At 35.0% G+C, this 25,999-nt stretch carries 29 protein-coding genes and 1 pseudogene; 13 read left to right on the top strand and 17 right to left on the bottom strand.

The annotated features are described in order from the left end of the window. Nucleotides 1-38 precede the first annotated feature (38 nt). The 8 genes from ACZZZA_RS02015 (at nt 39) to ACZZZA_RS01980 (ending at nt 5,940) form a co-directional block, all read left to right on the top strand. Complete coding sequence (locus ACZZZA_RS02015; protein ID WP_047444864.1) at nt 39-347, top strand: DUF3467 domain-containing protein; 309 nt, start codon at nt 39-41, stop codon at nt 345-347. A 317-nt stretch (nt 348-664) separates the two neighbouring features. Next, nucleotides 665-1,276: a Crp/Fnr family transcriptional regulator gene (locus ACZZZA_RS02010; RefSeq protein ID WP_463429593.1), complete on the top strand. Its 612-nt coding sequence runs from the start codon at nt 665-667 to the stop codon at nt 1,274-1,276. Between the two features lie 122 nt (nt 1,277-1,398). Beyond that, nucleotides 1,399-2,238 (top strand): DUF5777 family beta-barrel protein, encoded by an 840-nt coding sequence (locus ACZZZA_RS02005; RefSeq protein WP_463429592.1) that lies wholly within the window; start codon nt 1,399-1,401, stop codon nt 2,236-2,238. Nucleotide 2,239: 1 nt separating this feature from the next. After that, nucleotides 2,240-2,590 carry a hypothetical protein gene (locus ACZZZA_RS02000; protein ID WP_463429591.1) on the top strand — a complete coding sequence of 117 codons (351 nt, stop codon included), beginning with the start codon at nt 2,240-2,242 and terminating at the stop codon, nt 2,588-2,590. Between the two features lie 12 nt (nt 2,591-2,602). Then, nucleotides 2,603-3,148, top strand: coding sequence for a YceI family protein (locus ACZZZA_RS01995; RefSeq protein ID WP_463429590.1), 546 nt, complete (start codon nt 2,603-2,605; stop codon nt 3,146-3,148). Next, nucleotides 3,145-3,672 (top strand): ankyrin repeat domain-containing protein, encoded by a 528-nt coding sequence (locus ACZZZA_RS01990; protein WP_463429589.1) that lies wholly within the window; start codon nt 3,145-3,147, stop codon nt 3,670-3,672. Before ACZZZA_RS01995 ends, ACZZZA_RS01990 begins: the two co-directional genes overlap by 4 nt. Nucleotides 3,673-3,675: 3 nt before the next feature. Then, entirely contained in the window at nt 3,676-4,419 is a 744-nt protein-coding gene (locus ACZZZA_RS01985; protein ID WP_463429588.1) for a T9SS type A sorting domain-containing protein, read from the top strand. A 246-nt stretch (nt 4,420-4,665) separates the two neighbouring features. Then, the gene (locus tag ACZZZA_RS01980) at nt 4,666-5,940 is read left to right on the top strand and encodes an alkaline phosphatase family protein (protein ID WP_463429587.1); all 1,275 of its coding nucleotides are present in this window, start codon (nt 4,666-4,668) and stop codon (nt 5,938-5,940) included. Nucleotides 5,941-6,005: 65 nt separating this feature from the next. On the opposite strand, the gene ACZZZA_RS01975 is transcribed toward ACZZZA_RS01980, so the two are convergent. Then, nucleotides 6,006-6,893, bottom strand: coding sequence for an NmrA family NAD(P)-binding protein (locus ACZZZA_RS01975; RefSeq protein ID WP_463429586.1), 888 nt, complete (start codon nt 6,891-6,893; stop codon nt 6,006-6,008). A 105-nt stretch (nt 6,894-6,998) separates the two neighbouring features. Between ACZZZA_RS01975 and ACZZZA_RS01970 the strand changes: the two genes are divergently transcribed. Continuing rightward, a complete protein-coding gene (locus ACZZZA_RS01970; protein ID WP_463429585.1) occupies nt 6,999-7,355 on the top strand; it encodes a winged helix-turn-helix transcriptional regulator in 357 nt (118 codons plus the stop codon). Between the two features lie 136 nt (nt 7,356-7,491). Here the strand turns inward: ACZZZA_RS01970 and ACZZZA_RS01965 are convergent, their stop codons facing one another. From ACZZZA_RS01965 to lpxK, 5 genes are all read right to left on the bottom strand, one after another. Beyond that, nucleotides 7,492-8,547, bottom strand: coding sequence for an NAD(P)-dependent alcohol dehydrogenase (locus ACZZZA_RS01965; RefSeq protein ID WP_463429584.1), 1,056 nt, complete (start codon nt 8,545-8,547; stop codon nt 7,492-7,494). Between the two features lie 45 nt (nt 8,548-8,592). Further along, nucleotides 8,593-10,077, bottom strand: a complete 1,485-nt coding sequence (locus ACZZZA_RS01960) for an alpha-amylase (RefSeq protein WP_463429583.1) — start codon at nt 10,075-10,077, stop codon at nt 8,593-8,595. Nucleotides 10,078-10,119: 42 nt separating this feature from the next. After that, nucleotides 10,120-11,214, bottom strand: coding sequence for a DNA polymerase IV (dinB, locus tag ACZZZA_RS01955; protein WP_463433717.1), 1,095 nt, complete (start codon nt 11,212-11,214; stop codon nt 10,120-10,122). A gap of 72 nt (nt 11,215-11,286) precedes the next feature. Beyond that, on the bottom strand, nt 11,287-11,802 hold the full coding sequence (locus ACZZZA_RS01950) for a TlpA family protein disulfide reductase (protein ID WP_463429582.1): 516 nt from the start codon (nt 11,800-11,802) through the stop codon (nt 11,287-11,289). A gap of 142 nt (nt 11,803-11,944) precedes the next feature. Continuing rightward, nucleotides 11,945-12,973: a tetraacyldisaccharide 4'-kinase gene (gene lpxK / locus ACZZZA_RS01945; RefSeq protein ID WP_463429581.1), complete on the bottom strand. Its 1,029-nt coding sequence runs from the start codon at nt 12,971-12,973 to the stop codon at nt 11,945-11,947. 190 nt (nt 12,974-13,163) lie between these two features. Here lpxK and truA point away from each other — a divergent pair, with 190 nt between their 5' ends. Beyond that, entirely contained in the window at nt 13,164-13,898 is a 735-nt protein-coding gene (gene truA, locus ACZZZA_RS01940; RefSeq protein WP_463429580.1) for a tRNA pseudouridine(38-40) synthase TruA, read from the top strand. Between the two features lie 148 nt (nt 13,899-14,046). After that, nucleotides 14,047-15,798 carry an ABC transporter ATP-binding protein gene (locus tag ACZZZA_RS01935; protein WP_463429579.1) on the top strand — a complete coding sequence of 584 codons (1,752 nt, stop codon included), beginning with the start codon at nt 14,047-14,049 and terminating at the stop codon, nt 15,796-15,798. Here ACZZZA_RS01935 and ACZZZA_RS01930 read toward each other — a convergent pair. Then, nucleotides 15,793-16,140: an FEKKY domain-containing protein gene (locus ACZZZA_RS01930; RefSeq protein ID WP_463429578.1), complete on the bottom strand. Its 348-nt coding sequence runs from the start codon at nt 16,138-16,140 to the stop codon at nt 15,793-15,795. The genes ACZZZA_RS01935 and ACZZZA_RS01930 overlap by 6 nt on opposite strands. Before the next feature lie 362 nt (nt 16,141-16,502). Here ACZZZA_RS01930 and ACZZZA_RS01925 point away from each other — a divergent pair, with 362 nt between their 5' ends. Next, a complete protein-coding gene (locus tag ACZZZA_RS01925) occupies nt 16,503-16,718 on the top strand; it encodes a hypothetical protein (RefSeq protein WP_463429577.1) in 216 nt (71 codons plus the stop codon). Nucleotides 16,719-16,756: 38 nt separating this feature from the next. Here ACZZZA_RS01925 and ACZZZA_RS01920 read toward each other — a convergent pair whose 3' ends face one another. From ACZZZA_RS01920 to ACZZZA_RS01900, 5 genes are all read right to left on the bottom strand, one after another. Continuing rightward, nucleotides 16,757-17,521 carry a DUF3575 domain-containing protein gene (locus ACZZZA_RS01920; RefSeq protein WP_463429576.1) on the bottom strand — a complete coding sequence of 255 codons (765 nt, stop codon included), beginning with the start codon at nt 17,519-17,521 and terminating at the stop codon, nt 16,757-16,759. A gap of 143 nt (nt 17,522-17,664) precedes the next feature. After that, complete coding sequence (locus tag ACZZZA_RS01915; protein ID WP_463429575.1) at nt 17,665-18,639, bottom strand: T9SS type A sorting domain-containing protein; 975 nt, start codon at nt 18,637-18,639, stop codon at nt 17,665-17,667. Nucleotides 18,640-18,700: 61 nt separating this feature from the next. Beyond that, on the bottom strand, nt 18,701-19,051 hold the full coding sequence (locus tag ACZZZA_RS01910) for a DUF2200 domain-containing protein (protein WP_463429574.1): 351 nt from the start codon (nt 19,049-19,051) through the stop codon (nt 18,701-18,703). Between the two features lie 41 nt (nt 19,052-19,092). Continuing rightward, entirely contained in the window at nt 19,093-21,150 is a 2,058-nt protein-coding gene (locus tag ACZZZA_RS01905) for a M48 family metalloprotease (protein ID WP_463429573.1), read from the bottom strand. Between the two features lie 191 nt (nt 21,151-21,341). Continuing rightward, the gene (locus ACZZZA_RS01900) at nt 21,342-21,857 is read right to left on the bottom strand and encodes a hypothetical protein (RefSeq protein ID WP_463429572.1); all 516 of its coding nucleotides are present in this window, start codon (nt 21,855-21,857) and stop codon (nt 21,342-21,344) included. Between the two features lie 303 nt (nt 21,858-22,160). Here ACZZZA_RS01900 and ACZZZA_RS01895 point away from each other — a divergent pair, with 303 nt between their 5' ends. Then, nucleotides 22,161-23,057: a winged helix-turn-helix domain-containing protein gene (locus ACZZZA_RS01895; protein ID WP_463429571.1), complete on the top strand. Its 897-nt coding sequence runs from the start codon at nt 22,161-22,163 to the stop codon at nt 23,055-23,057. 186 nt (nt 23,058-23,243) lie between these two features. Here the strand turns inward: ACZZZA_RS01895 and uraH are convergent, their stop codons facing one another. The 5 genes and pseudogenes from uraH to ACZZZA_RS01870 form a co-directional block, all read right to left on the bottom strand. After that, the gene (gene uraH / locus ACZZZA_RS01890) at nt 23,244-23,651 is read right to left on the bottom strand and encodes a hydroxyisourate hydrolase (RefSeq protein WP_463429570.1); all 408 of its coding nucleotides are present in this window, start codon (nt 23,649-23,651) and stop codon (nt 23,244-23,246) included. Nucleotides 23,652-23,674: 23 nt separating this feature from the next. Then, nucleotides 23,675-24,025, bottom strand: a pseudogene (locus ACZZZA_RS01885) (heme-binding protein); the annotation flags it as partial. Next, nucleotides 23,998-24,204 carry a hypothetical protein gene (locus ACZZZA_RS01880; RefSeq protein ID WP_463429569.1) on the bottom strand — a complete coding sequence of 69 codons (207 nt, stop codon included), beginning with the start codon at nt 24,202-24,204 and terminating at the stop codon, nt 23,998-24,000. The gene ACZZZA_RS01880 and the pseudogene ACZZZA_RS01885, both read right to left, overlap by 28 nt. Nucleotides 24,205-24,270: 66 nt before the next feature. Then, on the bottom strand, nt 24,271-24,840 hold the full coding sequence (locus ACZZZA_RS01875) for a Crp/Fnr family transcriptional regulator (RefSeq protein ID WP_463429568.1): 570 nt from the start codon (nt 24,838-24,840) through the stop codon (nt 24,271-24,273). 153 nt (nt 24,841-24,993) lie between these two features. Further along, on the bottom strand, nt 24,994-25,920 hold the full coding sequence (locus ACZZZA_RS01870) for a Kelch repeat-containing protein (RefSeq protein ID WP_463429567.1): 927 nt from the start codon (nt 25,918-25,920) through the stop codon (nt 24,994-24,996). Between the last annotated feature and the right edge of the window lie 79 nt (nt 25,921-25,999).

The following is a 25,999-nucleotide window of genomic DNA, read 5'->3' as shown; positions in this document are numbered from 1 at the left end:
GCCTTGAATTTTTTAAACATAAAACTTAAACAAAAATAATGGACAACCAAAATCAAAACAACGATCCAAACAACATCAACATTCAATTGAACGAAATGGTAGCTTCAGGGGTATATTGTAACCTTGCTTTAGTAAACCATTCTCCATCAGAATTTGTAGTAGATTTCATCCAACTAATGCCGGGTGTACAGCAGGCGAACGTGCGTTCAAGAGTAATTCTTGCTCCACTTCACGCTAAGAGAGTTCTTACAGCTCTTCAGCAAAACATCACAAACTACGAGCAGCAGTTCGGAGAAATCAAAGAAGTTGAGCCTTTCGTATTAGGTGGAAACAACGTACAAGCGTAAGATTTTCTCAAAAACATATAAGAATGCCCCAGCGAAAGTTGGGGCATTTTTTTATACTAAATATAGTGATGATATTTATTTAATATCAATTTCCATCAGGAATTTATCCTGAACGGAACACAGCGTGTACTTTTCTCTTTAATTGATCATACTTCCAGATAATTGTTTTTTATCTAAATGGATTATCAAATATTAATAAAAATATTATTTTTAACGAAAAAAAATATAATGACGTTGTTACAATTTAATACCTTTGCTTTAGATATTATTTAAAATCTATGTTGGATAATCAATTTATTATTAACAAATTTGGTTTTTTGGGTAACGATTTTTTAAGAGAAATCAATAAACACGCTATTATCACCAATATAAAAGCAAAGACTGAAATAACCAGAGAAGGGCAAAAAAATAAATTTGTTCCGTTTCTCATCAAAGGTTCTATCAGAGTTTTTTCATTAAATGATGGGCGAGAGCTCATTTACTATTATGTAAGAGAAGATGATAGTTGTATGATGACATTTTCTTCTATTTTTTCTGATTATATAAGTCGTATTTATGCAGTTGCAGAAGAAGATTCGGAAGTTTTGCTCATTCCCGTTTCCGTCATGCACGATTGGTTAATAAAGTTTCCCGCAATAAACAAATTGTTTTTCCAGGAATATGACAAACGTTTTTCAGACGTTATGAATATGGTGAATGAAGCTGTGTTTCACAAACTTGATAAAAGAATTCTCAGCTACATCAAACATCAGATTATCTTAACAGGCAATAATCCCATAAAACTTACTCACCGCGAAATTGCTACAAATCTCGGCACCTCGAGAGAAGTGGTAAGCAGAGTACTGAAAAAAATGGAAAATGAGGGAGAGATTTCTCAAGGCAAAGCAGGAATCAGAATTGCCCAGACTGAAAATGTTAGTCAGTTCTAATAAATTTGTTTTAATACTTTTATTAATCTCATTGATAAAAACAATCTCATTGGTGACTTTTGTCACCTACTTTTAAAAATTTTAGTCGATAAGTTTGTTGTATCAATTTTAATTAAAATTATATGACAAAAACTTTCCTCTTTTTGTCAATGTTATCATCAATTCTTGCCTATTCTCAGGAAGATTTGCTGAAGGATATTGACACCATTCAAGCAACACAAAATAATCCGCCGGCATTCAAAGCCTTACAAATAGTTACCGGACAATCTACAAAGCTAACTGCCAAAAACGAATGGTATATGGTGGTTGCACACCGTTTTGGCGATGTGAGTATGGGTTTTAAAAACTTCTTCGGATTAGATGAAGCATCCACAAAGTTGGGTGTTATTTATGGTCTTACAGATGGTTTATCGCTCAGTCTTTCCAGAGAAACCAATATGAAAACATTCGAAATGGGAGCAAAATACAGCATTCTGAAACAGAATGATCATTTTCCGTTGGATGTTGTAGGCTATAATGTTGCAGCTCTTAACACAGCATTAGACAAAGACAACTATCCGTACCTGAAGTTTGGTGACAGGCTTTCTTATCTCACACAGGCTCTGATTTCAAGAAGATTCAGTGATCAGTTTTCTCTGCAGGTCACACCTTCTTACGTTCATAAAAATTTGTATGAACCGGCTGTAGAAGATGATAATCAGTTTCTTGCAGGATTGGGAGGCCGTTACAAAATCTCAAAGAGAATCTCTATCAACGCAGAATATTTTGTGAATTTTGATCATCACAGTTTCTACAAAAATCCTTTGTCTGTGGGAATGGATATTGAAACCGGGGGCCATGTTTTTCAACTTTTATTCAGCAATTCTCAGCTGAATTCAGATATTGGTTACCTGACCAATGCGACCGGAAAGTGGGAAAAAGGACAAATTTTCTTTGGGTTTAATCTTTACAGAGTATTTTAAGATGAAAAAAATAATCTACATATCGAGTTGCTTTCTTTTCATTACCGCATGCGAAAGCAGAACCTATGAGGAGATTTCAAATAACGAAACGATCACAGAAGCTGTAAAGTACAATCAAAATATAAAACCGATTGTTGATGCGAACTGTATTGTGTGTCATTCTGCAACGGGTTCTGCATCATATCAGCCGTTTACCAATTATAATCAGGTAAAAAATAACATTGATAACATTTTAAACAGAATCCAAAGACCCAACGGAGATCCGCAAAAAATGCCTCAGGGAGGTTCGCTATCAACAAGTCAGATCAACCTTTTCATCAAATGGAAAGCAGACGGTTTAATTGAAAATTAAAAAATGAATAAAATGAAAAATTTAATAGCAATACTATTTCTTACAATCTGCGGAAATTTGGCTTTGGCACAAAAATACAGTTCAAAAAACGGAAAAGTCACTTTTGAAGCTTCTGTTCCTTTGTTTGAAGATGTTTATGCCCAAGATAACAATAACACCGTGATTTTAAATGCAGATACCGGTGATATGGCAAGCGTCTCTCAAGTGAAAAATTTTAAATTTAAAGTGAAACTGATGGAAGAACATTTTAATGAAAGCTATGCTGAGACCGCAAAATATCCAAAAACTACATTTAAAGGAAAAATTCAGGGATTTGATAAGTCTAAGTTGTCTGGAAACCCACAGAAATACACTATCCAAGGTACACTCAACTTCCATGGTAAAGATCGACCTGTAACTTCTACCGCAACTATCTATTCAAAGGATGGAAAAATTTTTATACAAGGTAAATTCTTAGCAAAGCCAGTAGATTTTGATTTAACAATACCAAAAATGGTTACAAAAAAAGTAGCTGAAAATGTAAATGTTGAATATAATTATACACTTTCAAAACAATGAAAAATTTAATATTAGTAATAGGATTTTTATTGAGCTTTTCTTATGTATCAGCTCAGGAAAAAGCAAAATCAGTTTTTGATATTGCAAGAAGCGGTACAGTGGCAGAGCTTAAAGATGTAATGAAACAAAATCCTGATGTGATCAACCAAACCAATGAAAGAGGATTTTCTGCATTGATTTTGGCCTGCTACAGAGGGAATAAAGAAGTTGCATCTTTTTTAATTGATAATGTAAAAGACCTTAATTATAAGAGTCAGGAAGGGACAGCTTTAGCCGGGCTTTCTATCCGTTACGATAAAGATTTGGCAGAACATTTACTGAAGAAAAATGCAGACCCCAACATTGCTGATGCTACAGGAACTACGCCTTTATTTTGGGCTGTAAAATCGGGTAATAAAGAACTTGTTGAGATGTTGCTGAAATATAAAGCTGATAAGACCTTAAAAGACGCGATGGGAATGACACCTTTTGAATATGCATTAAAAACCGACAATAAAGAAATCATCAACCTTCTAAAAAATTAATATATGAAAAAATTATTACTTATTTCAAGTCTGGCTTTGGCAACAATTGCTCAGGCACAGTTTTCATCGGGAACGGTGAATTTATCGTCAGCTTCGATGACGATAAAATTAGATACAAACGCAACTACAGCTACAATTACACTTGTTGGTGATAGCAATTCAATGCTTGGAATAGGTTTTGGAACTGTAGGAATGGCTCCTGGTGCTGACGGATTTATTTATAATTCTTCGGCTAACAGAGATTATAATTTTTCTGGTACAACAACACCTTCTGCTGATACATCACAAGATTGGACACAAACTTCAAATACTGTATCAGGAACTACAAGAACTGTTGTAGCAACAAGATCGCTGTTAGGAGGTACCGGAGATTTTGTAATTCCGAATGCTGCGGGCACAATAAACATATTTTATGCCAGAACTTCAGGAGGACAAGGTCTTGCATATCATAGTGGATCCCGAGGTTATGCTTCATTGAATATGACAGCATCATTAGGAACTAATGATTTGTTGGCAGAAAGTAAAAAAGTGGTTCTTTACCCAAATCCTGCGAAGGAAACTGTAAGTTTCAAAAATGCAGATAGAATAAAATCTGTCGACATTTATGAATCTACAGGAAGAAAAGTAAAATCTGTGAAGCTGGAAAGTGAAAGCTTCAACGTTTCAGATTTAAGATCCGGAAGTTATTATCTGGAAATCACCTTAAAAGACGGAACTTTATCTTTTGAGAAATTAATTAAAGAATAAATTGGAAGCCACTTAAAAAGTGGCTTTTTTGTTTTTAAACTTAAGCTTTTCGTAGTTAGAATGCAGACGCTCGAACAAGCTAGGGCTACATTCGAATTTCATACAACTAAAGACCTAGTTTACTTTTTATTTAATGCAAAGATGCAATTCTAATGCGACAGAACTTGACGTAATAAATAATGTTTTTTTAATCTGACAAATTTTTTACAAAGTATTACACGAACTACCTTTGCCAAAAAATTCATAATGAAAGGATTTTCGTTTTTCCTGCTTCTTATTTGTGTTTCTGTTTTTGCTCAAAAGACAATTTCAGATACTGCTCAAGTGATTATTCCCAACCGATTCAATAATATAGAAGCACAATCAAAACCTTATGTGATTATGATTTCTTCGGACGGTTTCAGATACGATTATGCCAAGAAATATAATACTGAAAACCTTTTAAAATATTCAAAAGCTGGAGTTCAGGCTAAAGCTATGATTCCAAGTTATCCGAGTATTACTTTTCCTAATCACTGGAGTTTGATTACCGGATTATACCCTTCTCATCATGGCTTGGTTGATAATTTCTTTTACGATTATGAATTGAAGAAAAACTACGCTATGAACAAAAAAGAAATTGTGGAGGAAGGAAAATGGTACGGCGGAATTTCGCTTTGGGCATTGGCAGAAAAACAAGGAATGTTGAGTGCTTCGTTACAGTGGGTAGGTTCTGCAAGTGATGCAGGAGGAAAAAGACCGACCTATTATTATCCGTATCATGAAAAGTTTAAACCTTTAGAAAAAGTTGATAAAGTAATTAATTGGTTAAAATTACCGGAAGATCAAAGGCCGCATTTTATTTCACTATACCTTCAGGAAGTTGATGGAGCAGGACATCATTTTGGTCCGGATGCTAAAGAAACGGATGCAGCAGTTCATTTGATAGATGACGCAATTGGAAATTTAGTTGAGAAAGTAAATAAGTTAGGGTTGAAAAATGTCAATTTTATTTTCGTTTACGATCACGGTATGATACAGGTTGATGGCGGAAATCCTCTGGAAATTCCTAAAATTCTTTTCAACAAAGAAAGATTTGATTTTTATAATTCTCAGACTTTGGTAAGGGTATATGTAAAAAACTCAGAAGAAGTTAAAGATGTTTTTAAAGAATTAAAAGAAAATAAAACAGATGACTACGAGGTTTATCTGGATAAAAAGTTACCTAAATATTTACATTTCGCAACCAGGGATGATCGGTATAATAGGATAGGGCAGATTCTCTTGATTCCGAAAGCGCCCAAAGTATTTTTAGAAAAAGATCAGAAAACATCTCTAGGAAAACACGGCTATGATCCAAAATTAGTACCTGAAATGAAAGCAGTGTTTTATGCGTGGGGATCTGAAATTAAAAATGATTTAATTATTGATGAATTTGAAAATGTAAATGTTTATCCGCTTGTCGCTGAAATTTTAGATTTAAAATTGGAAAACAAAATTGACGGAAAGCTGAAAGTCCTGAAAAAAACTTTGAAAAAATAAAAAGGAGCAAATAGAATATATGAATAGAGTTTCGGCGGGCCGAAGGCCCGCCGAAACTCTTGCAACTATAAAGAATTAAATTGATCTGCAAACTCTTTTGCAAATTCCTCCAATTTCGTTTCACCATTAATGGGCGAACCATATTTAATAAAATCTTCCTGTACGACACCATTTCTTATTCCTCTTCCCATTTCTTCATACAGTTTTGCCATTTCTTCGGGAAGTCCGGCTTGTGACATTCCTTCAAAGGTCTGCTCATCCGTAAATTCTACCCAAGGCAAATCTGGCTTTCCAATTTTTGAACCCAATACTTTCGCAAAATCTCCTGCTTCACGGTTGTCACTTACCACATAACGGATCTTTTGGTCAGATGAGGTTTTTACCAATTCTTCAGATGCTGCTTTTGCAATATCTTTCGGATGTACCAATGGAACTTTAGTTTCAGCAGAGTAATTGGCTCCGATAATTCCGGCCTTTTTAATTAACGGAATATCATTGAAGAAATTAATATAAAAATACCCTGCTCTCAGAAAAGTTGAAGAAACGGTTTCAAGATCGCTGTATATTTTTTCAATATGATGAAGACCTGCAATGGGTCCGTTTTCTATTGGCGAATCTGCACCTACACTGCTGAGCATTACCAGACGTTTTACTCCTGTTTCTTCAACGGCATCAGCGTAAATTTCACCAATTTTAATGGTATTTTTTATAATATTGCTCTCACTTACAAGAGGCGGAGTCATCAGAAAAACCGAATCGGCTCCGGAGAAAGTTTCTTTCAGGAATTCTAAATCTGAAATCGATCCGATAGCGGCTTTTGCACCCAAAGTTTCAATTTCTGATTTCTTTGCTTCGTTGCTGCTGATTACTGTAATGTCGTGACCTTCTGTAATTAATTGCTGTGCTAATGGTCTTGCGACGTTCCCCAAGGAACCTGTGATGATAATTTTCATAGGTGAATTTTTTAATATTTAATATTAGAGGATGTTGTTTATTTCTGATAACAAAGTTATATTTGTACTTACTTTTATACAAGTACTTACCCTAAAGTATGTAACATGACGGCAATCAAAGAAAATTCTACCATTCAGGAAAACAGAAAACATTTATTGGATCAGTGTCCCGTAATGTATGTCATGGAAAAGATTTCCGGTTTTTGGAAACCTGTCATCCTGTTTCAGCTTTCTACAGGAGAGAAAAGATACAGCGAACTGAAAAGAGCAATTCCTACAGTTACAGAAAAAATGTTGATTCAGCATTTAAAACAATTAGAAAATGACGGACTTGTCATCAGAACGGCAAAACCGGTTGTTCCGCCTCACGTAACATATAAACTTAGTGAAGCAGGAAATAAGCTCGCTCCCGTGATTGATGCGATGGCAGAGTGGGCATATCAAGATATGGAGCAGAAATAATATCAGCAGCTTTTTTAAGATAAAGTCTGCGTAATCTCCTTAATCTTCAAAATAAGTTTAAAAGATTTTAAACTTATTTAAACAAAAAAATACCCTTCAGAGCGAAGGGTATTTCTAAATATATCTTTAAAAAAGTCTATGACAAAGATTTCATGTCAATCACAAAACGGTATCTCACATCGCTTTTCAGCATTCTTTCGTAAGCATGGTTGATGTCTTGCATTTTAATCATTTCAATTTCAGAAACAATATTGTGCTCTCCGCAGAAATCAAGCATTTCCTGAGTTTCAGCGATTCCACCGATAACAGAACCGGCAACAGATTTTCTTCCCATAATCATTGGTGGAGTAAAAAGTGCTTCATCCATTTTACCAATAAAACCTACCAAAACATGAGTCCCGTTGACATTTAGAGTCGAAATATAAGGATTTACATCATGGTCATAAGGAACAGTATCAATAATTACATCAAATTTTCCTGTAACAGATTTCATCTGCTCTTCATCTGTAGAAATGACCACATGATCGGCACCCAGTTGTTTTGCATCTTCAGATTTCCCCGGAGTTCTTGAGAATAAAGTAACCTCAGCTCCCAAACCTTTTGCCAGTTTGATTGCCATGTGACCCAATCCGCCTAATCCAACGACAGCAACTTTAGAATCTGATCCTACATTCCAGTGTTTCAGAGGCGACCAGGTTGTAATTCCGGCACAAAGAAGGGGTGCAACAGCAGCTAAATCTAAATTTTCAGGAATTCTCAAAACATGGTCTGCATCTACCACCACTTTTTCAGAATATCCACCGAAAGTATGACCTCCTAAATGCTCATCTTTTCCGTTATAAGTTCCGATAAATCCGTTTTTGCAATACTGTTCAAGATCTTGTTTACAACTTTCGCAAGTTCCGCAAGAGTCTACAATGCATCCGACTCCGGCTAAATCTCCAACTTTGAATTTTGAAACTTCACTTCCAACTTTTGTGATTCTTCCTACGATTTCGTGCCCGGGAACTGCAGGATATTTTGTTCCACCCCAGTCGTTTCTCGCCGTGTGTAGATCTGAGTGGCAGACACCACAATATAGAATTTCTATTTCTACATCTTTTGCGGTTGTTTCTCTTCTCTCAATATTCATTTCATTTAAGTCGGCTTCCTTAGATTCCGTACCGTAAGCTTTTACTGTGTATGTATTCATTATTTTAATTATGTTTGAATTTTAAAATTAATAGTTGTAAATAAATTATTTTTTAGGTGATTCTGGTATCCAGACGCTCACATTGCCTGCAGGAACGGGAAAGTTTCCCCATCCATTTTCATCAATGGTAATTGTATCTTCGAACCTTTTTAAAGCATCAACAAAATTTTTATCGGCATACCTTTTTCCTACTTCCATAGGTTTGTTGTATGCGTCTTTATTGCTGAGCGTTACGGCAAGACCTTCATGTTCTTCATCACCTTCACGAGTCCAGCCAAGACAGTTTGCGTCTTCGAAATAATCTCTCTGAAAGCCATAAGCATTGTTTTTTCTGGCAACCAGCATTTCTTCAATACCGTCCACTTTATCTAGAAATATTTCCTGTTCGTTTCCTTCACGGTCATTATCCTTATAACTTGCACCATACAGATCGGGATAAAAAACACACGGATAACCTTTTTCTCTTAATAAAATTAAAGCATAGGCTAAAGGTTTAAACCATCCTTCCACCGGCGCTTCCAAATCCTGTAATGGCTGAGTGTCGTGATTATCAACAATACTTACAGAATGAAGTGGGTCGGCTTCAGTCAAAGTTTCATCAAAAATTCTCCGCAAATCATATGAGTCACCTTCATTAGATGCAGTGTGAAAATTGTGGTGAAGCGAACTGTCAAAAAGACTCATGCAGCCTTCCGTTGTATCAATGTATTTTTGAAGTAAGTTCAGTTGCCCGGGAGCCCAGTATTCTCCAACTGCAAAGATGTTTTTACCGGAATTGGAACGCAACATCGTCAGCCATTCTTTATAGAAATCATAAGAGATATGCTTCAGGGCGTCTAATCTTACACCGTCAAAATCTGTCTGTTCAATATACCATTGTGCCCACGAGTTGAGTTCTTCTCGTACGTGAGGATTTCTATGTTCCACATCATTGAACATAAGATAATCATAGTTTCCCTTTTCATCATCGATCATTTTTTCCCAGTCGTTACCGTATTCAGATTGAATTTTGTAGATATGAGATTCTTTTCCTTCTGCATAATCTACACCGCTGAAACAGGTGAAATTCCATTCAAAATCTGAGTATTTTTTTCCTCTTCCCGGAAATGTAAATTTGGTGTATGACTGAATATCAGAAAAATCTGAAATTATTTTTTCGCGATTTTCTTCATCCACTTTAGCGGCCTTAAAGGTTTCAAGCTCATCGCCACCTGCTTTATGACCCAAAACAATGTCAACAATGACCTGTATGTTTTCTTTTTTTAAAGCTTTAATACAATCAAGATATTCTTGTTTCGATCCGTATTTGGTCTTTACACTGTTTTTTTGGTCAAATTCGCCCAAATCATACAGATCGTATGCATCATATCCTACAGAATTTCCTCCGTTTGTTCCTTTATAAGCTGGTGGAAACCAAACGGATGTGATTCCTAATTGTGATAAATATTTTGCCTCTTTTTCGGCATGTTTCCATAGTACACCGTCTCCGTCACTGTACCAATGGAAAAATTGAATCATTGTCTGGTTCATAGTTATTGTATTTGGTAGTATCAATTTAATGAAAATTACTATTTAATCTTCGAATTCCTCAAAACGAATCTTTAGCTGAACAGAAATCTGCTTTTTTTCTTCGGTGTTGAGATGAGATAACGACAGACCCAATAATCGTACCGCTTTATCGTAGGGACGGAGTTCCCAGAGTTTTTTTGAAATTTTGAAATATTCTTGTGATGTGGTGAAGTATTCTTCCTTCGTAATACTTCTTGTATACAGTGAAAAATCTTTATATTTTATTTTTAATGTTAAAGATCTGCCTTTAATATTGTTTTTCTGAAGCCGATTGTGAAGTTCTTCGCTAAGGCTGCCAAGTTTTTCATTGATCTGTTGCTCATCAGAAAGATCTTCAAAGAAAGTTCTTTCAACTGCTACGCTTTTCTGAATCCTGTGAGGCTTAACTTCAGAATGATGAATTCCTCTTACCACATCATAATAGTATTTTCCTGATTTACCGAAAAGTCTGGTTAAATCTTCCAGCGATCTTTTCTTTAAATCCTTGCCTTTAAATATCCCTAAAGTAAACATTTTATTGGCAGTTACTTTTCCGACACCATAAAATTTTTCGACAGGAAGTTCTTCCAAAAATTTTTCAATTTTTTCTGGATGAATTGTTTTTTGCCCGTTGGGTTTATTAATATCTGAAGCTACTTTCGCCAAAAATTTGTTGACAGAAATTCCTGCCGAAGCTGTTAAACCCGTCTGTTCAAATATTTTCTGACGAATTTCTCTGGCAATCTGATTGGCAGATTCTATCTCTTTTTTATTTTTGGTTACATCAAGATAGGCTTCATCCAGTGAAAGGGGTTCTACCAAATCGGTATATTCATAAAAAATTTCACGAATCATTCTTGAAATCTCTTTGTACCGCGAAAATCTTGGCGAAACAAAAATAAGATGCGGACATTTTTCTTTCGCAGTCTTACTCGGCATTGCAGAGCGCACCCCGAATTTCCTGGCTTCATAACTTGCTGCTGCAACTACACCGCGATGTCCGCCGCCTACAGCAAGTGCTTTTCCTCTTAGTTCGGGATTGTCATGCTGCTCCACGGAAGCATAAAATGCATCCATGTCGACATGAATTATTTTGCGGAGCGGAAAAGGAGAATCCATATCACAAAGATATGGATTCTGATATTTTATCATTCAATATAAAAATTTTAAGCTTTAGCCTCAGACTTTGCCTTATTTCAGAAGTCTGTCTATCGTAGCCTGAATTTCCGGATCTTCAGGAGAAATGGCGTAATATTTTGCAATCTCCGATTTTTGGTCGATTACCATGTATCTGGGAATCCAGTTGAGGTCGATATACTCGTTGAAATCATTTTTCCAGCCTGTCGAAAACCAATAATTTTCTTTTTCTTTCATATTGAATCTCTCAAGACTGCTGTCAAATTTCTCTTTTGATCTTTCGAGTGAAAAGAAAACAAAATCGATGTTTGGATTATTTTTCTCTAATTCTTCAGCTTTGGGAAGTGCTTTTAAACAATCTCTGCACCATCCTGCCCAGAAATCGATCACCAAAACTTTTCCTTTATGCTGGTTTAATATTTCCTGAACACTTATCTTTTTACCGTTTTCATCTTCAAGTTGTTGCTTTAAGGCTTCTTTTGAAAACTGAGTTTTAGAAACTTCAGGTGTTTTTTGAGAGCATCCTAAAGTGAAAATACCCAACATCAAAAATGTTATTAACTGCTTCATTCAATTTTTTTTTACAAATCTAAACATTGAAACGTAATTTCTTATCGAAATCAGATGATTTAACAGAATTTAAAAGATTGAGAAATTCTATTCCCAACAAAACAAAATCCACAATGTAGATTGCGGATTTTAGGATTTAGTCTTAACGCTTTTTGTTAACGTAATTCAATATCATCGGATTGAACTCTTCTTTCTTGTCAATAACGACGTTGATCGGCCAATAATAAACCAGATCTCGCAGATAATCGAAAGTTTTCAAACGGACATAATCTTTTTCTGTAGTCAGAATCAATTTATACTCTCCCAGTTTTTTGTATTCTGCTATGATATTTTTGATGTCTGCATCAGAAAAATTATGATGATCTCTGAATTTGAGATGTTTCACTTTCTGAGAAAATTTAGACAAATGATTCAGCAAAGGTTTTGGGTTGGCAATACCTGTGATGAGCAGAATGTCATAATAGCTGAGGTTATTGTCTGGCAACATTTTATCTTTTGAATATACATTTTCATCATATCCAATCGATGAAAAAAATACTTTCTGATTATGAGCGGGTCTTATTCTTGAGATGTAATATTGTTTGGTTTCTTCCGTCAGTTCATCGGGACATTTGCTGACCATGATGATATCTGCACGACCTGCTCCTGCTCTCGATTCTCGTAAATCTCCTGCCGGGAGAAGATGATCTTTAAAATAAGGATCATTAAAATCAGTCATCAAAATATTAAATCCGGCTTTGATCGCTCTGTGCTGCATCGCATCATCAAGAATCAAAACATCAAGATCCATATCACCGATTACTTTTTTGGCTCCGGGAACTCGCTCTTCAGAAACTGCAATTACAAAACGGTTTTTGAAACGTTCAAATAACTGCATCGCCTCATCACCCACAGTTTTATAATTGCTGTCGTAGTTGGTCACTTCATACCCTTTCGTCAGTCTTCCGTAACCTCTAGACAGTACTCCGGTTCTGTAATATTTAGATAAAGATTTAGCCAGATACATCACCATTGGCGATTTTCCGCTTCCGCCCACAGAAAGATTGCCGACGTTAATAATCGGAGTGGTGAATTTCGTAGATTTTAATATTCCCAGATCATACATGGTGTTTCGGACGCCCGTAACCATGTGATAACCTAAAGAAAAAGGATAGAGATACCATCTTTTCATACGTTGGCAAAAATAAGAATTTTATAGACGATTTTATAGAATATGTCTATGATTTATCAACAATTATTTTCAAAAATCATTTCTTAATTATTGTTAAATTAAATTATTTTTGCAATATTGTTTTAAGCTCATCCCGATATGAAATTCTTAAGTAGGAATGGCTTAGTTTAAAAAATAAACTTATTTTGATTTGAGGTATTTTATAGAATTTTCATACAACGGTAAAAATTATTTTGGTTATCAGGTTCAGCCGAAAGATATTTCTGTGCAGGAAGAACTTGAAAACGCACTTTCCACAATATTACGAGAAAAAATTAAAACAGTAGGAGCAGGGAGAACAGACACTGGAGTTCATGCCAAGAAAATGTATGCTCATTTTGAGACCGAGCAGATTCTAAGCAATCAGCTTACTCATCAACTCAATAGTTTTCTTCCAGCAGATATTTCTGTTAAAAGAATTTTTAAAGTTAAAGACGATTTTCATGCTAGATTTGATGCTACTTTCAGAACATATGAGTATTACATTTCGCTGGAGAAAAATCCATTCACCCAGGATTCCGCTTGGCAGCTCTGGAGAAAAAATCTGGATGTTTATAAAATGAATGAAGCCTGTAAAATTCTTTTTGAATATGAAGATTTTACAAGCTTTTCTAAATTGCACACCGACAACAAAACCAATCTCTGTAAAATGTATAAAGCAGAATGGGAACAAAACGGAACTGAGTTGAAATTTACCATTTCAGCCAACCGTTTCCTGAGAAATATGGTTAGAGCTGTGGTAGGAACGATGATTGAGGTGGGTTCAGGGAAAATTCTGCCTGAAGATCTACGCAAAGTGATTGAGGACAAAAACCGGAACTCTGCCGGAACTTCTGCACCCGCTCACGGGCTTTTTCTGGTGGATGTGGGGTATGAATTTGATTAGAACCAAACAGTTACTCACTTTTGAGAATAATTATTGTTTATTATAATGGCTGTAATCAGTTTTTTCTACATAGTTATCAGTTTGTAAAATTTTAAAGTCTTAATTTTGCAGAGAATTTTTCAAATTAATTCTTTACGTCAATTCTATAATGAAAAAACAAGATACCTGGGCAATTGTAAAGAGACTTTTCTTCATCGGTATGAAGTTTCGTTCCTGGTTTATTTTTACCCTGATTATTTCTATTATCCTATCCATAGTTTCTACTTACAGACCTTATCTTACTATGCAGATTGTAGATAATGACATTACTAAACTGAAAGATGAGGCGTTGATGATGAAGCATATTTATGCTTTGGTAGGATTGGTTTTTGCCGAAACGATCTTAAATTTCTTTTTAGTTTATTTTTCAAACTATATTTCGCAAAATGTCATCAGAGATATTCGTGAGCGATTGTATAATAAACTGATCTATTTCAGAACTGCTTTTTTTGATAAAACTCCGATTGGTCAGCTTGTAACTCGCGCCGTTGGTGATGTTGAAACGATTGCGACTGTTTACACAGACGGCTTTTTGATGGTTTTCGGAGACGTTTTGAGAATTATTTTCGTCTTGTTTATGATGTTCCAGGTCGATGTGCATTTGAGTTATATCTCATTGGCTATTTTACCTTTGATGGTTGTTATAACAAGATTCTTCCAGAAAAGACTAAAAAAAGCTTTTGGTGATGAAAGAAACTGGACTTCCAATCAAAACTCGTTTGTTCAGGAAAGATTAGCAGGAATGCCGATTATTCAGGTTTTCAACAGGCAACAGGCAGAATTTAAAAAATTTGATGAGATTAATATCACTCTGAAGAGTGCTTTGCTGAGAACGGTTTTTATCTTCTCACTGTTTTTTCCTGTTGTTGAATTGATTTCTTCACTTTTCATTGGTTTTGTCCTTTTTTATGGTGGTTATATTACGATTAGTGCAGGTGTTGTCATTGCGTTTATCCAGTTTATTTCGATGTTGATTCGACCTTTAAGACAGATTGCAGACCGTTTCAATAATATTCAGCGTGGAATTGTAGGTGCAGAAAGGGTTCTGGGAATTATGGATGAAGACTACGCAATGCCCAATAAAGGTAAAATTGCTAAAGATCATTTTGACGGAAAGATTGAATTTAAAGCCGTACATTTTGCTTATGACGATAAACAGGAAGTTTTAAAAGGGATTGATTTTAAAGTAAATCCAGGTGAAACTGTTGCAATTGTGGGGGCAACCGGAGCGGGAAAATCTACAATTATCAGTTTGATTACAAGATTATATGACATCAATTCTGGTGAAATTTTTATTGATGATGTAGAACTGAAAGATTATGAGCTGTATAATCTAAGAAGTCATATTGGTGTTGTATTACAGGATGTTTTCCTTTTCCACGGAAGCATTTTTGAAAACCTTGCATTCGGGGATGAATCGGTAACCTTAGATAAAATAAAAGCCGGCGCCAAAGAAATTGAAGTAGACGAATTTATCGAAAGTCTTCCCGGCGGTTACGAATATGTGGTAAGCGAAAGAGGCTCATCTATTTCACTCGGACAGAGACAATTGTTGTCTTTCCTGAGAGCTTATTTATCTGACCCGAAAATCTTGATTTTGGATGAGGCAACTTCATCAATCGATCATGAAAGCGAAAAATTAATTCAGAGAGCGACAGAAAAAATTACCAAAAACAGAACTTCAATTATTATCGCACACCGACTTTCTACCATAGAAAAAGCAGATAAAATTATCGTGATGGATCAGGGTAAAATCGTTGAAGAAGGAAAGCATCTTGAGCTTCTTGACAAAAACGGATACTACGCAACTTTGTATAAAGCACAATTGAGACAGGAAGTTGAAATAGTGGAGAAGTTATAATCCGAAAGGAATAAAACCGAGATCTTTTTTCCATGCATCTCCGAATTTTTCTGTGAGAAATCTAGCGACTAACTTATTATTTTCTTTCGCTTTTTGAGATAAAAACTGGCTGATCACACAATTTTGGTAGATCACTGCGATCCCGTATTTTTTTCTGAATTCTTCGTGATTTCTCGACATGATTCCGAACTGCATAAAATGAGGAGTATTTTCATTATACACAACCATTTTATTATTTTCTTTTGTATTCACTGTTTTTACTTTGTCTTTGGTGTTCTGTGAAAAAATGACAATCGGAAATGACCATAGAATAATTAGTACAAATGTTTTTAGTTTTTTCATCTGGTGATTTATTTTAAACATTTGATTCAAAACTTTACCCAGAGTTAAATGCAAATATCAGCGCTTGTTGATTAATGCATTTTTTTTTTAAGCCAGAATTACAAAATTCTTGGAAGTTTATATTTAAAATTGACGTTAAAATAATAATCTGTTAACATTAAATTCACATTAAATTAATTTATTATTCACAAACAGACACTTAGGTATAGTTTTTGATATTTAGTGTTTTAATAAAAAAAATGGTAAACCCTATGGTTAATTTAAAATAATTAACTAAATTTAATAAATAATTGGCTGAGGTGTTTAATTATATAGGGGGTAAGCCAGATAAATAACAGTAATTTTAACTAAACAATATGATAATGATGGATACTATACAAGATGAATTTCAAGTTCTGAGAGAAGAATTAAAGAAATTAAATATTGATGTGCAAAAAATAGTAAAAGTAGGAAATGGCAGTATGGATTTTCATGAAGTTTTCTACAAATCTCCACGATATGATGATATAAGAACAGTATATGTGCAGCGTCACACATTAGATCATCTTATTGAAAAATTTAAAGACGCTTACAAATAAAAAAAACCGTTCACAAATCGTGAACGGTTTTTTTCTAATTAAAACCTGTATCCTAGAGAAAAACCACTACGGAAACCTGCCCAGGGTCCGTCAATTTTTACTCTTGCACCATTCGGATTGGTTTCTACAGTATAATCTACAAAAGGAATATCTAAATTTTCAATCTCTTTTTTGAGCTGTTCCTGCATTTCCGGCGTGAGAACGATGTCACTCGTTAAACTGAAATCTCCTTTCCCAGAACCGTAATGGGCACCGGCAATCCAGAAATCTAATATAAGGTTGTGTTGTTTATTAAGAAAAAACTGTGCTCCCACCATCAATCCTCCACTATTTCCTCTTGCGTCGCCTAAACCTTTTAAAGGAATGGGAACTGTTGTTCCAAAAGCGGTATAATCATAAGTGAAATCAAATGTATTGGTAGACACTTTTGAATATCTGTAGTAAGGTGCAAAGTAAAATCCTTTTCCGTAACCTTCCCCGATATAGAACCTTGGTTCAATCGTAAAATTGGTGGCTTTGATTTTTAAATTCTGAAAATCTTTTTCATCCTCATCGTTCAGAAAAGCATTCATAAACGGAACTTTTCCCTCGGCTACAGTTCCAAAACCTACATTAATGGCAAACCAACGGTTGATTGACCTTTCATAAGACAGATTGATATTTCTGAATGCATAACCTGTAATATTGGTTTTAATAATATTCATTTTATCTTCAGGAACGGTGCTTACTTCAGTAATAACTGTTTGCTGAGCGCTGACTTCTGAAATCAGAAGATAAGAGGCAAGAATAAAGAGTTTTTTCATGGGTATATTTTTGATTTAAATTAAGTATAAAAATGGTTTGATTTGTTGGAACCTGCAAGAACAAAACATTATAATTATGTTAAATCAAAAACCGTTCTAAAAATGAAGAACGGTTTGAAATATTCTGAAATAATTAATGATAATTACTTTTTGATAAATTTTACGCTTTCAGATTGAGAATTTTTTCCTGAAAACCCAATGAAATAAGCTGAAGGAGGTAATTCTGAAATTTCTACTTTTCCGGATTTTAAATCAGTAGTTTTAATCATTTTTCCATCTAAACTGTAGATAATTGCTTTAGAATAAGTTGATAAATCTCCTGTAAACTCAATAAAATCCTGAGCGGGATTAGGATAAATTTTAAAGGTATCTTTCTTTACAAAATCTGATACTGACAAAAATGTTTCGTTTAAAGCCTGTGCAACATTGCTTGTCTGTGGTACTCCCTGCGCTGTGATGACAGCATTGGTTGTGCTTAACAATGGAAACTTATGCAGACTGTCGTAGTAAGTATAAGCTGTGCTTACAACTGTTCCTACAGGAAATCCGAACAAGGTGAGAGAAAAATTCTGTACAGATTTTATTCTTAAAACATTGGTGTAGGTTTTTGCGCCGATCAGAAGAGTTCCGGATGCATCGGCGTTGATGGTAATCGTTCCGCTAAAATTTCCGGAACCTGCAGTTGCAGAAAATGTTCCGGATGCGGTATCAGTTTCTGAATATCCTAGTGCAGCAGGATAGCTTATGAATGTTCCGTTGTTTGCTGAAAAATTAAACGTAGCATCTGGTGTTACCAATCCTGTAATTTCCAGTTTGGCAGCGGTCTGTTTATAATAGACAGTGCTTCCTCCGCCTGTCATTTTAATGGTTGTCCCGGGGAAAGTCGTTATCTCTGCCGAAGTTGGTGCAGAATAGGTGGTAACTGAAGCTGAGCCCTGTGTCAAACTGCTGTTTGAGAACGTGGCATTAGCTCCGGTTGCAGAATTATCAACGGTTCCGTTGACATTCACATTGTTGACTGTTTCACCAATAACGGGATCATTAAATGTTTTTGTAATCGTGGTTTGCGCAGACAATACTGCCGTAGAAGTGATTAGAAATAATAAAGTTGTTTTCATAAGTGAATTTTTTGTGAAGATAATTAAAATATGAAACAGTGACGAAAATATTTGATTATAACTAATTTCTCAAGATTTTTTCCATCTTTTTCCCTTTAGCCAATTCATCAATTAACTTGTCAAGGTAACGGATATTTCTCATTAGTTCATTTTCAATCTCCTCTACACGGTAGCCACAAATCATGCCTTTAATCAATGAAACGTTCGGGTTCATCCGCGGTGCTTCATCAAAAAAAGTTTTAAAATCTATTTTGTTGTCGAGTACATTTTGGAAACCGGATTCGTTGTATCCCGTGAGCCAGAATATGATTTGATGAACCTCTTCTTTGGTTCTGCCTTTCTTTTCAGCTTTAGCCAGGTAATGCGGATAAACACTTGCGAATGCTGTTGTGAAAATTCTGGTGTTTTGCATGATAATTCCTCAATTGATAGATAGTTAGATATACAACACAACTAGTAAACTTTTTCAATACGCTGGTTGTCTTCCAATTCTTTCATCAAAGACAACAGTTCTTTTTTCATCAAAAAATACTTTCGGTGAAGAAAATAGGGCAAAATATTGATTGCGTTCATCAGCAAATTCAAATTGGCTTCAAAATACTCTTCATTACGGAAATAGATATGCTCTTTTTCTATATAATCTTTCAAATCTTTTATTTCCTTTTCACTCAAATCGGAGATGAGACGCTGATTTTGAAGGTGAAATCTTATTTCTTGTTTTAATTGGTTCTCAAGAGACTGAAGGGCAATAAAATTATGTCTGATCTTCTCAAAAGGAGTTTTTGTACTGATAAAAGCGGTTGCATTTGCAAGATCTATATATAGCTTGTATTTTTCTTCATACAGTTTGTCATAATCAGCGAATGATTGATAAACGCTTTTAAATCCTGATTTTTTATTCTGATTTTCTGAGATTTTCAGGAAGTAATTATAAATATCAGAATCATTTTTTACAATCAGATCTTTTATTTCTGCAATAGATTGATCAATTTCCGGGATCAGTTTTTTGGCTTCGGCAGCTTTGTATTTTTTACCGTCGTAGTCGAATGTTTTTAAGATAAATTCTTTTTTGGCAATAGCTTCAATGGTTTTCTTATCACTTTCTAAAGCGATGAGGGTGTAAACAAGTTCTACCTTTTCGTTGTCGAAAAGACTCTCGAACGGTATATCTTCTGACGAAAGATTTTCCTGAACTTCTGAATCAGGGTTCTTATTATCGTAATAATTATTAAAAATTTTATCGAAAGAATCTTTCTGATATTGTGTTTCGAATTCGTTTTTGAAAGTTTCGAAGTCTAAATCTGTTCTGCCGCGCTCATATTTTACGTTGGAGAAAAGTTTGGCAGTCAGTTTTTCTTCTGTTTGTTCAAAATCTTTGAATAAATCTCTCGCAGGCTGATCGTCAATATCTTTTACGATATCAAGCTGTCTGAGCTTTGCAACCCGGTCTTCAGTGGATGGATGCGATGCCCATTGATTTTCTATATTCAATTTTGATTTATTAAACAATCCTGATTCTGAAAGTTTTACAAGTGGGAGATTGTATTTAGTCTCCAGTTCGCTCTGCTCTGCAAGAAAATTCATGACGAAAAACTGTTCGCGGTAGATGTTTTTACTCGATTGATTTTTTGAAATTCTCGCTTCATAAAAATTGATCACATTATTGTAAGAATTGTTGGCCAGTTCTAATCTCAAGAGTGATTCTTCTAAAGCAATAGAACCCGCAATATGGGCAGCAACTTCATCGGCGTGAAATTCCATTTCTCTGGAAAGTGCCATGTGACGAATGTTTACGTAAGAATACATCTTCGCAAGAACCCACTGAATTTTTGAAGTAAAGAAAATGGCGAGCGATGCAAAAATGGTAAAATAACCGCTGAAGCTTGCGAATTTTTCGATAGAATTACGGTATGATGCATCTTCATTCACCAGATTAAAAATGATCTGATTTACATTGTACACATAGCTTCCGACTTTCATCGAACGCTGTGAGAAATGTCCGAATTCATGAGATAATATCGCTTTTAGTTCTTGTTTTGTAGTGGTGTTGATCAATCCAAGTCCGATTGTAAGATTTTTCTGAATCGGAAAAAACATACTCCAGAAACTCGAATCATAGAATACACTTGCATTGACATCGTTTGATAGATAAACTTTTTTCGGGAAGTTGGTTTCAGCTTCTTTTACAATGTCATCAATCATTTTAAAAAGTTCAGGTTCGTCTGATCTTTTTATTTCAGTAAGATAACTGAGATCGTTGATATGTTTTTTAAATAAAAATTTGATGATAAAAAAGAATACGAAAATTCCTGTACCTGCCAATCCTGCTCCTAACATGAGTGTTAAAAACATTGGTTTCGCTACGATGAGCCAGATTCCGCCACCGATACAAGCTAATGCTAAAGCAATGGTAAAGAGGAAAATAAGGATGTAAACAAAAACGAAAATCACGATAGAGGAGACTGCTGCTTTGGTCTTTTGTTTAAAATCCTGAGAAATCTGAATATGCATGGATAAATTTTTTACAATAATACATACATCCAATTAATCGGACAAGAAAAATTCTGTGGGATCAGGTTAATTTATGTTGATCTTAAAAATTAAATAAAGCCATCCAGACCTCTTTAATGATTGGTGATTGCAATTAATCTTGTCAAGATTTTATGCCTTGACAAGATTACACCTAAAAATAAATGGTTTACTTAACAGCCGCCTTTACGAGGAACACGTCTGAAAATTACTTTACTTTTGCGTTCCAGATATTCGCAAGATATTATAGGATATGAATATTTGGGTGCGTGCGAAACATGATGGCTTTTTATCATTATTTTGTCGTTAACTTTCAGGCTGTGCAATTGCTCAAGTTGAGACTTTTCTGCATCAAATGTTACAATATAATCGTCACCATTAATCCTGACCATCACTCCGAAACCTAATCTAGAGCCTGGCGGAAGAGAAAGAGAGGTTACAGTTCCCTCCATGTTGGTATACTCTGTAATGTGCTTCCATATTTTGTCTTCGGCGGCATACACTTTTTTACCTCGGGGAGATTCTTCCCATTGTTTGAACTTGATACCATCGGGCGTAGCTTCCCATTTTTTCATCTCGGCATTCCGTTCTGTAATAGAAAGTTGTTTTTTGGGTTGCTTCTTTTGAGTTTCACTTTTGATTTCGCGATTGGCGAATACCAGTCCGCTCACCACAATCAGTGGTAGCATTAGCGCATAAATTACTTTTTTCATAATTCTTGTAAGTTTTATTAAATTATATTTGAATATTTCTATTGGTCATGATGCTTAATTTAACGCAAGGAAAAACAGAGAATTTTAAATACTGATTGTTTTCAAGTTATACAATGGTGTAAAATTACTTCTAGATTCTCATGATAAATCAGATCAGATATACTATGATTTTTCATGTGCTGTCAAATTTGATTCAGCGAAAATACTTTGATATTTTTCGGATTTAGAGATTTGAATTGTAAATAAAATTGTAAACTTTGTAAATAATAACTTGACACTATGTATCTTAGTCAAAATCTCCTCTCAGGAAGGCGAAAATACCTGTTCGGATTCATATTTTTATCATTGATCTTTATGATCTGTGCGGCTTTCAGTAAGGAGGATAATGACGACTTTGATTTTGCCAAACGGGAAGTGTTACTCCGCAGAATAGGACATGAATTGCTTTTACAATCAGGCGACAGTACATCAAGAGTGCTTCCGGTGAAAAAGATTGCAGAAAATGAATATGAGATCAGTTTTGAGAATGAGCTTACGTTTCAACCTGATTCTCTGGTGAATCTTACAAAGCGGGTGTTGGTAAAAGATCCTCTTGCAAGTGATTATATTGTTAACGTTCTGAACTGTAGCAATTCAAGTGTGGCTTATGGATATGCTGTTTCGAAAAATAAAAAAGATGATGTTGTAGCATGTATTGGAAGAAAACAGCCTAAAGCCTGTTATAAGATCAGCATCAAATTCAAACCAACAGGAATCAATACAACAAAAAGTGCATATCTTTTTGGAGGTCTTTCAGTTTTAGCATTGATCGGTTTTGTTTTTATGAGATCTAAATCGGTAAAGTCACAAAAAGTTGTACCTGAAAGTCAGCAGACAGATCTATTCACTTTGGGCTCGATAATTTTTGAAGCAAAAAACAGAAAGCTCATCATCAACGACATAACAATAGACCTCACAGCAACGGAAAGCCGTGTATTGCTTATTTTCGCATCGTCTCCCAACGAAATCATCGAGAGAAGCCGACTGCAAAAAGAAATCTGGGAAGATGACGGTGTGATTGTAGGGCGCAGTCTGGATATGTTTATCTCTAAACTCAGAAAAAAACTGGAAATTGATCAGAATATTAAGATTGTGGTGATCCGTGGGAAAGGGTACAGGCTGGAAATTGGTATTTAGAAAACTTTTGTCAGCACAATGATTTTATTAGAAGTCATTGTTGATTTAAATATAAATGTTATCTCTCGGCATAAAAACCGCTCGGATTATGAGCGGTATGTATTTTTTAGTTTATCATTTAGCTACAAGATAAAATCATTTGTTAATGAGGGGTTTTAATTACATAAAAATCACAACTTGATACGATCAACTACCTCTATACGTAGAATAGCCATAAGCAGATAGCGTTATAGGAACGTGATAATGAGTTGCATCCTTGATTTCAAATATCACTTCAATATAAGGGTAAAAACTTTCTGTATTATTTTTTTTAAAATAATCTTTGGTGTAGTAGGTCAGTTTGAAAATACCCAGATTATTTTTTTCTGAGGACAGAAAATCTGAAATCCTGCCGTTTGTATCTGTATTTTTTTCATCCACAAAAGTCCAGATTTTTGATTGATCATTATACTTTTCTAATTTTATTTTTACTCCTGCGGCAGGGGTTCCCTTAGATACATCTAAGATATGACTTGATAGCTGAAAATTATTTTTTTGAGCAGAAGTCTCTATTGACAAAAGCGCAAAAAGGATGGTAAAGATGAATGTTTTCATTTTCTATTTATTTTAAAATTAAACTATTTTGTTGTTGTGATCCCGATTTCAGGTATTGATGCGGATCGAGCTATCCAATCATCATTTTCCGGACTGCCGCCACCAGATATTCCCACACTACCAATGATATCACCTTTGTACCAAATGGGTACTCCACCGCTTAATAAAAGTAGCTCAGGAAGTGAATTCAGGTTTTTTGTGTCAGCATTTTTTTCTGCATTTCGTAACAATACAAGGGTTGAAGTCTTGGTGGATAAGGCTGTGTAAGCTTTTCTTCTTGATGCCTCTGTGTTGTGAGGTCCGACACCATCGCCACGGAGAATTAATATTGTTGTTCCTGAAGCGTCTAATATGGCAATAGAAACATTTTTATTTTTAAGGATGCTGCTTTTGTGATACGGTTTTTCAACTCTAATGCTGCTTCAATACTTAGATTGTTCACAGATTTTACATAGTAGCTTTCAGCGGAGTAGGGCGGTATTGTTTTTTCGGTTTTGCTTTGCCCGAAACACAGGCAAGAAGTTATCAGCAAAAATAAAAATTGCATTTTCATATCCTTATCTTTTTATGCAAAGTTAAATACATGAAAAATCAAAAACGTTGTGCTATGTCAACGTTTTTAGAGTTTTGATTTTATTCTGCTTAATGTTGAAGGGGATATTCCTAAATAAGAAGCGACCATCTTATTGGATACCCGAAGTAAAAGTTGCGGCTGATATTCAATCAGCCATTTCACCTTATCTAAGGCATCAAATCCCTGGAAACCATAAATTCTCTTTTGTGCAATGATAAATCCTAGCTCTAAAATTTCAGTATATATTTTTGCAAACTCTGGTACTGTTTCAGTCAAATGATAAAAGTCTTTCCTGGAAATACAAAGCAGCTGTGATTTTTCAATCGTTTGTAAATACTCGTTCGCAGGTTTTTGGTCAATAAAACTAGGCAGGGCGGTCGCAAAATTTCCTTCAAAAGCAAAGTACCTTGAGCTGTCGGTACCATCTTTTGTAGTTGTGAATAGACGGATACATCCTTTGTTAATAAAGTAGTAATGTTTACAGATCTGGTCAGATTGCAGGAGTATTTCGTTTCGCTTTGAGGTTACCGGTATAAAACAGGATGTTATTTTCTCCAGTGTTGGGTGAGAAATTTCACTTTTACTCCGTATGAATTTTTCAAGAGTTGAATACATGGTTGATTATGTTTTGTAGCGACAGGTAAATATTTTTTTAAATTACAATTTTTAAATGATGAACGTTTCAATTTAACAATTGATTTTAAATTAAAAAACCGCCCAGAAAATCTGAACGGTTTATATATTTTGATTAAATACATCTTCACTGGTTTATTTAGCGGAAAGTACTTCTTCGCTAATATCTGCAACCTGAATGCTTTTAATAGCTGATTTGGTGGAGGATGCTGTACTTCCGCCCATGATGTATAATTTATTGTTATATATTTCTGCAGCAGCATGCCTTCTTGGGATCATATTGGATGATAATTGATGCAATTTATTGGTTTCTGTATCAAAATAGGCCAAAAAATTTTGATTATTATAACCGCCTGCAATAAAAATCTTAGTACCGGATACCGCTAATGAATGACCCGATATCGCAGCAGGCATCGTATATTGCTCAGTCCAAATATTTTTGTTGAGATCAAATACATTGACCAAGCGGGATGATGTACCGTTAAAACCACCAATAACATAAAGCTTATCATTCACAATTTTGCCTCTTGCTTCTCTGGCGGTGGGCATATTCGGTAACGGATGCCATGTGTCTGAAACAATGTCGTAATATTGGAATCTATCAGAAAATACTGTGGTGGCGGCATTGTTTAGCCCACTTCCGCCGAATGTATATATTTTTCCGTTATGGATGGCAGAACCTGCATTTCCTGTGTAGGCACGATTAACAGCTCCCTTCGTTTTTTGATGAGTTTCAAGGTCTATAATTTCCAGATGGCTGTTTCCCCACCCGTTAAAAATATAAATTTTATTACCGTAAGTCTCCGAATTGGCGAATCTTTTAGGAACCAGACTGGAGTTGATGACACTCCAGCGGTTATCTTTAATACTGTATTTCTCAATAAAATTAGCATAACCATTCGTATCTTTATACCCATTGCTCACATAGATATTGTCACCTGCAATGGTACTGCTTATCGCTCCTCTTCTCACAGACATATCCGCAAGATGTTTAAAATTTAGGGTTTGTGCATTAGCTAAACAAAAACCGAAAAGTGAAAGAAGTAATAATTTTGTTTTCAATGGCGATGGGATTTGGTTTTAAAGATAGGAAAAAGTCGCGGATTGCGAATTCACGACGTCGAGTTTGTTTTGAAATGGA

This window comes from Chryseobacterium sp. AC405b (genome assembly GCF_979258685.1).
Note: the sequence above shows the minus strand (reverse complement) of the source record. Positions and strands in the feature narration are given on the sequence as shown.

Excerpts from the sequence above, each read along its gene's own strand:
- ACZZZA_RS01995 (WP_463429590.1), top strand. The coding sequence starts at position 2,603 with ATGAAAAATTTAATAGCAATACTATTTCTTACAATCTGCGGAAATTTG.
- lpxK (WP_463429581.1), bottom strand. The coding sequence starts at position 12,973 with ATGAAAAGATGGTATCTCTATCCTTTTTCTTTAGGTTATCACATGGTT.
- ACZZZA_RS01895 (WP_463429571.1), top strand. The coding sequence starts at position 22,161 with ATGTATCTTAGTCAAAATCTCCTCTCAGGAAGGCGAAAATACCTGTTC.
- ACZZZA_RS01990 (WP_463429589.1), top strand. The coding sequence starts at position 3,145 with ATGAAAAATTTAATATTAGTAATAGGATTTTTATTGAGCTTTTCTTAT.
- ACZZZA_RS01935 (WP_463429579.1), top strand. The coding sequence starts at position 14,047 with ATGAAAAAACAAGATACCTGGGCAATTGTAAAGAGACTTTTCTTCATC.
- ACZZZA_RS01920 (WP_463429576.1), bottom strand. The coding sequence starts at position 17,521 with ATGAAAAAACTCTTTATTCTTGCCTCTTATCTTCTGATTTCAGAAGTC.
- ACZZZA_RS01880 (WP_463429569.1), bottom strand. The coding sequence starts at position 24,204 with ATGAAAATGCAATTTTTATTTTTGCTGATAACTTCTTGCCTGTGTTTC.
- ACZZZA_RS02005 (WP_463429592.1), top strand. The coding sequence starts at position 1,399 with ATGACAAAAACTTTCCTCTTTTTGTCAATGTTATCATCAATTCTTGCC.
- ACZZZA_RS01930 (WP_463429578.1), bottom strand. The coding sequence starts at position 16,140 with ATGAAAAAACTAAAAACATTTGTACTAATTATTCTATGGTCATTTCCG.
- ACZZZA_RS01875 (WP_463429568.1), bottom strand. The coding sequence starts at position 24,840 with ATGTATTCAACTCTTGAAAAATTCATACGGAGTAAAAGTGAAATTTCT.
- ACZZZA_RS01965 (WP_463429584.1), bottom strand. The coding sequence starts at position 8,547 with ATGAATACATACACAGTAAAAGCTTACGGTACGGAATCTAAGGAAGCC.
- ACZZZA_RS01980 (WP_463429587.1), top strand. The coding sequence starts at position 4,666 with ATGAAAGGATTTTCGTTTTTCCTGCTTCTTATTTGTGTTTCTGTTTTT.
- ACZZZA_RS01970 (WP_463429585.1), top strand. The coding sequence starts at position 6,999 with ATGACGGCAATCAAAGAAAATTCTACCATTCAGGAAAACAGAAAACAT.
- ACZZZA_RS01985 (WP_463429588.1), top strand. The coding sequence starts at position 3,676 with ATGAAAAAATTATTACTTATTTCAAGTCTGGCTTTGGCAACAATTGCT.
- ACZZZA_RS02015 (WP_047444864.1), top strand. The coding sequence starts at position 39 with ATGGACAACCAAAATCAAAACAACGATCCAAACAACATCAACATTCAA.
- ACZZZA_RS01925 (WP_463429577.1), top strand. The coding sequence starts at position 16,503 with ATGATGGATACTATACAAGATGAATTTCAAGTTCTGAGAGAAGAATTA.
- uraH (WP_463429570.1), bottom strand. The coding sequence starts at position 23,651 with ATGAAAACATTCATCTTTACCATCCTTTTTGCGCTTTTGTCAATAGAG.
- ACZZZA_RS01960 (WP_463429583.1), bottom strand. The coding sequence starts at position 10,077 with ATGAACCAGACAATGATTCAATTTTTCCATTGGTACAGTGACGGAGAC.
- dinB (WP_463433717.1), bottom strand. The coding sequence starts at position 11,214 with ATGGATTCTCCTTTTCCGCTCCGCAAAATAATTCATGTCGACATGGAT.
- ACZZZA_RS01915 (WP_463429575.1), bottom strand. The coding sequence starts at position 18,639 with ATGAAAACAACTTTATTATTTCTAATCACTTCTACGGCAGTATTGTCT.
- ACZZZA_RS01910 (WP_463429574.1), bottom strand. The coding sequence starts at position 19,051 with ATGCAAAACACCAGAATTTTCACAACAGCATTCGCAAGTGTTTATCCG.
- ACZZZA_RS01950 (WP_463429582.1), bottom strand. The coding sequence starts at position 11,802 with ATGAAGCAGTTAATAACATTTTTGATGTTGGGTATTTTCACTTTAGGA.
- ACZZZA_RS01975 (WP_463429586.1), bottom strand. The coding sequence starts at position 6,893 with ATGAAAATTATCATCACAGGTTCCTTGGGGAACGTCGCAAGACCATTA.
- ACZZZA_RS01900 (WP_463429572.1), bottom strand. The coding sequence starts at position 21,857 with ATGCTACCACTGATTGTGGTGAGCGGACTGGTATTCGCCAATCGCGAA.
- ACZZZA_RS02000 (WP_463429591.1), top strand. The coding sequence starts at position 2,240 with ATGAAAAAAATAATCTACATATCGAGTTGCTTTCTTTTCATTACCGCA.
- ACZZZA_RS01905 (WP_463429573.1), bottom strand. The coding sequence starts at position 21,150 with ATGCATATTCAGATTTCTCAGGATTTTAAACAAAAGACCAAAGCAGCA.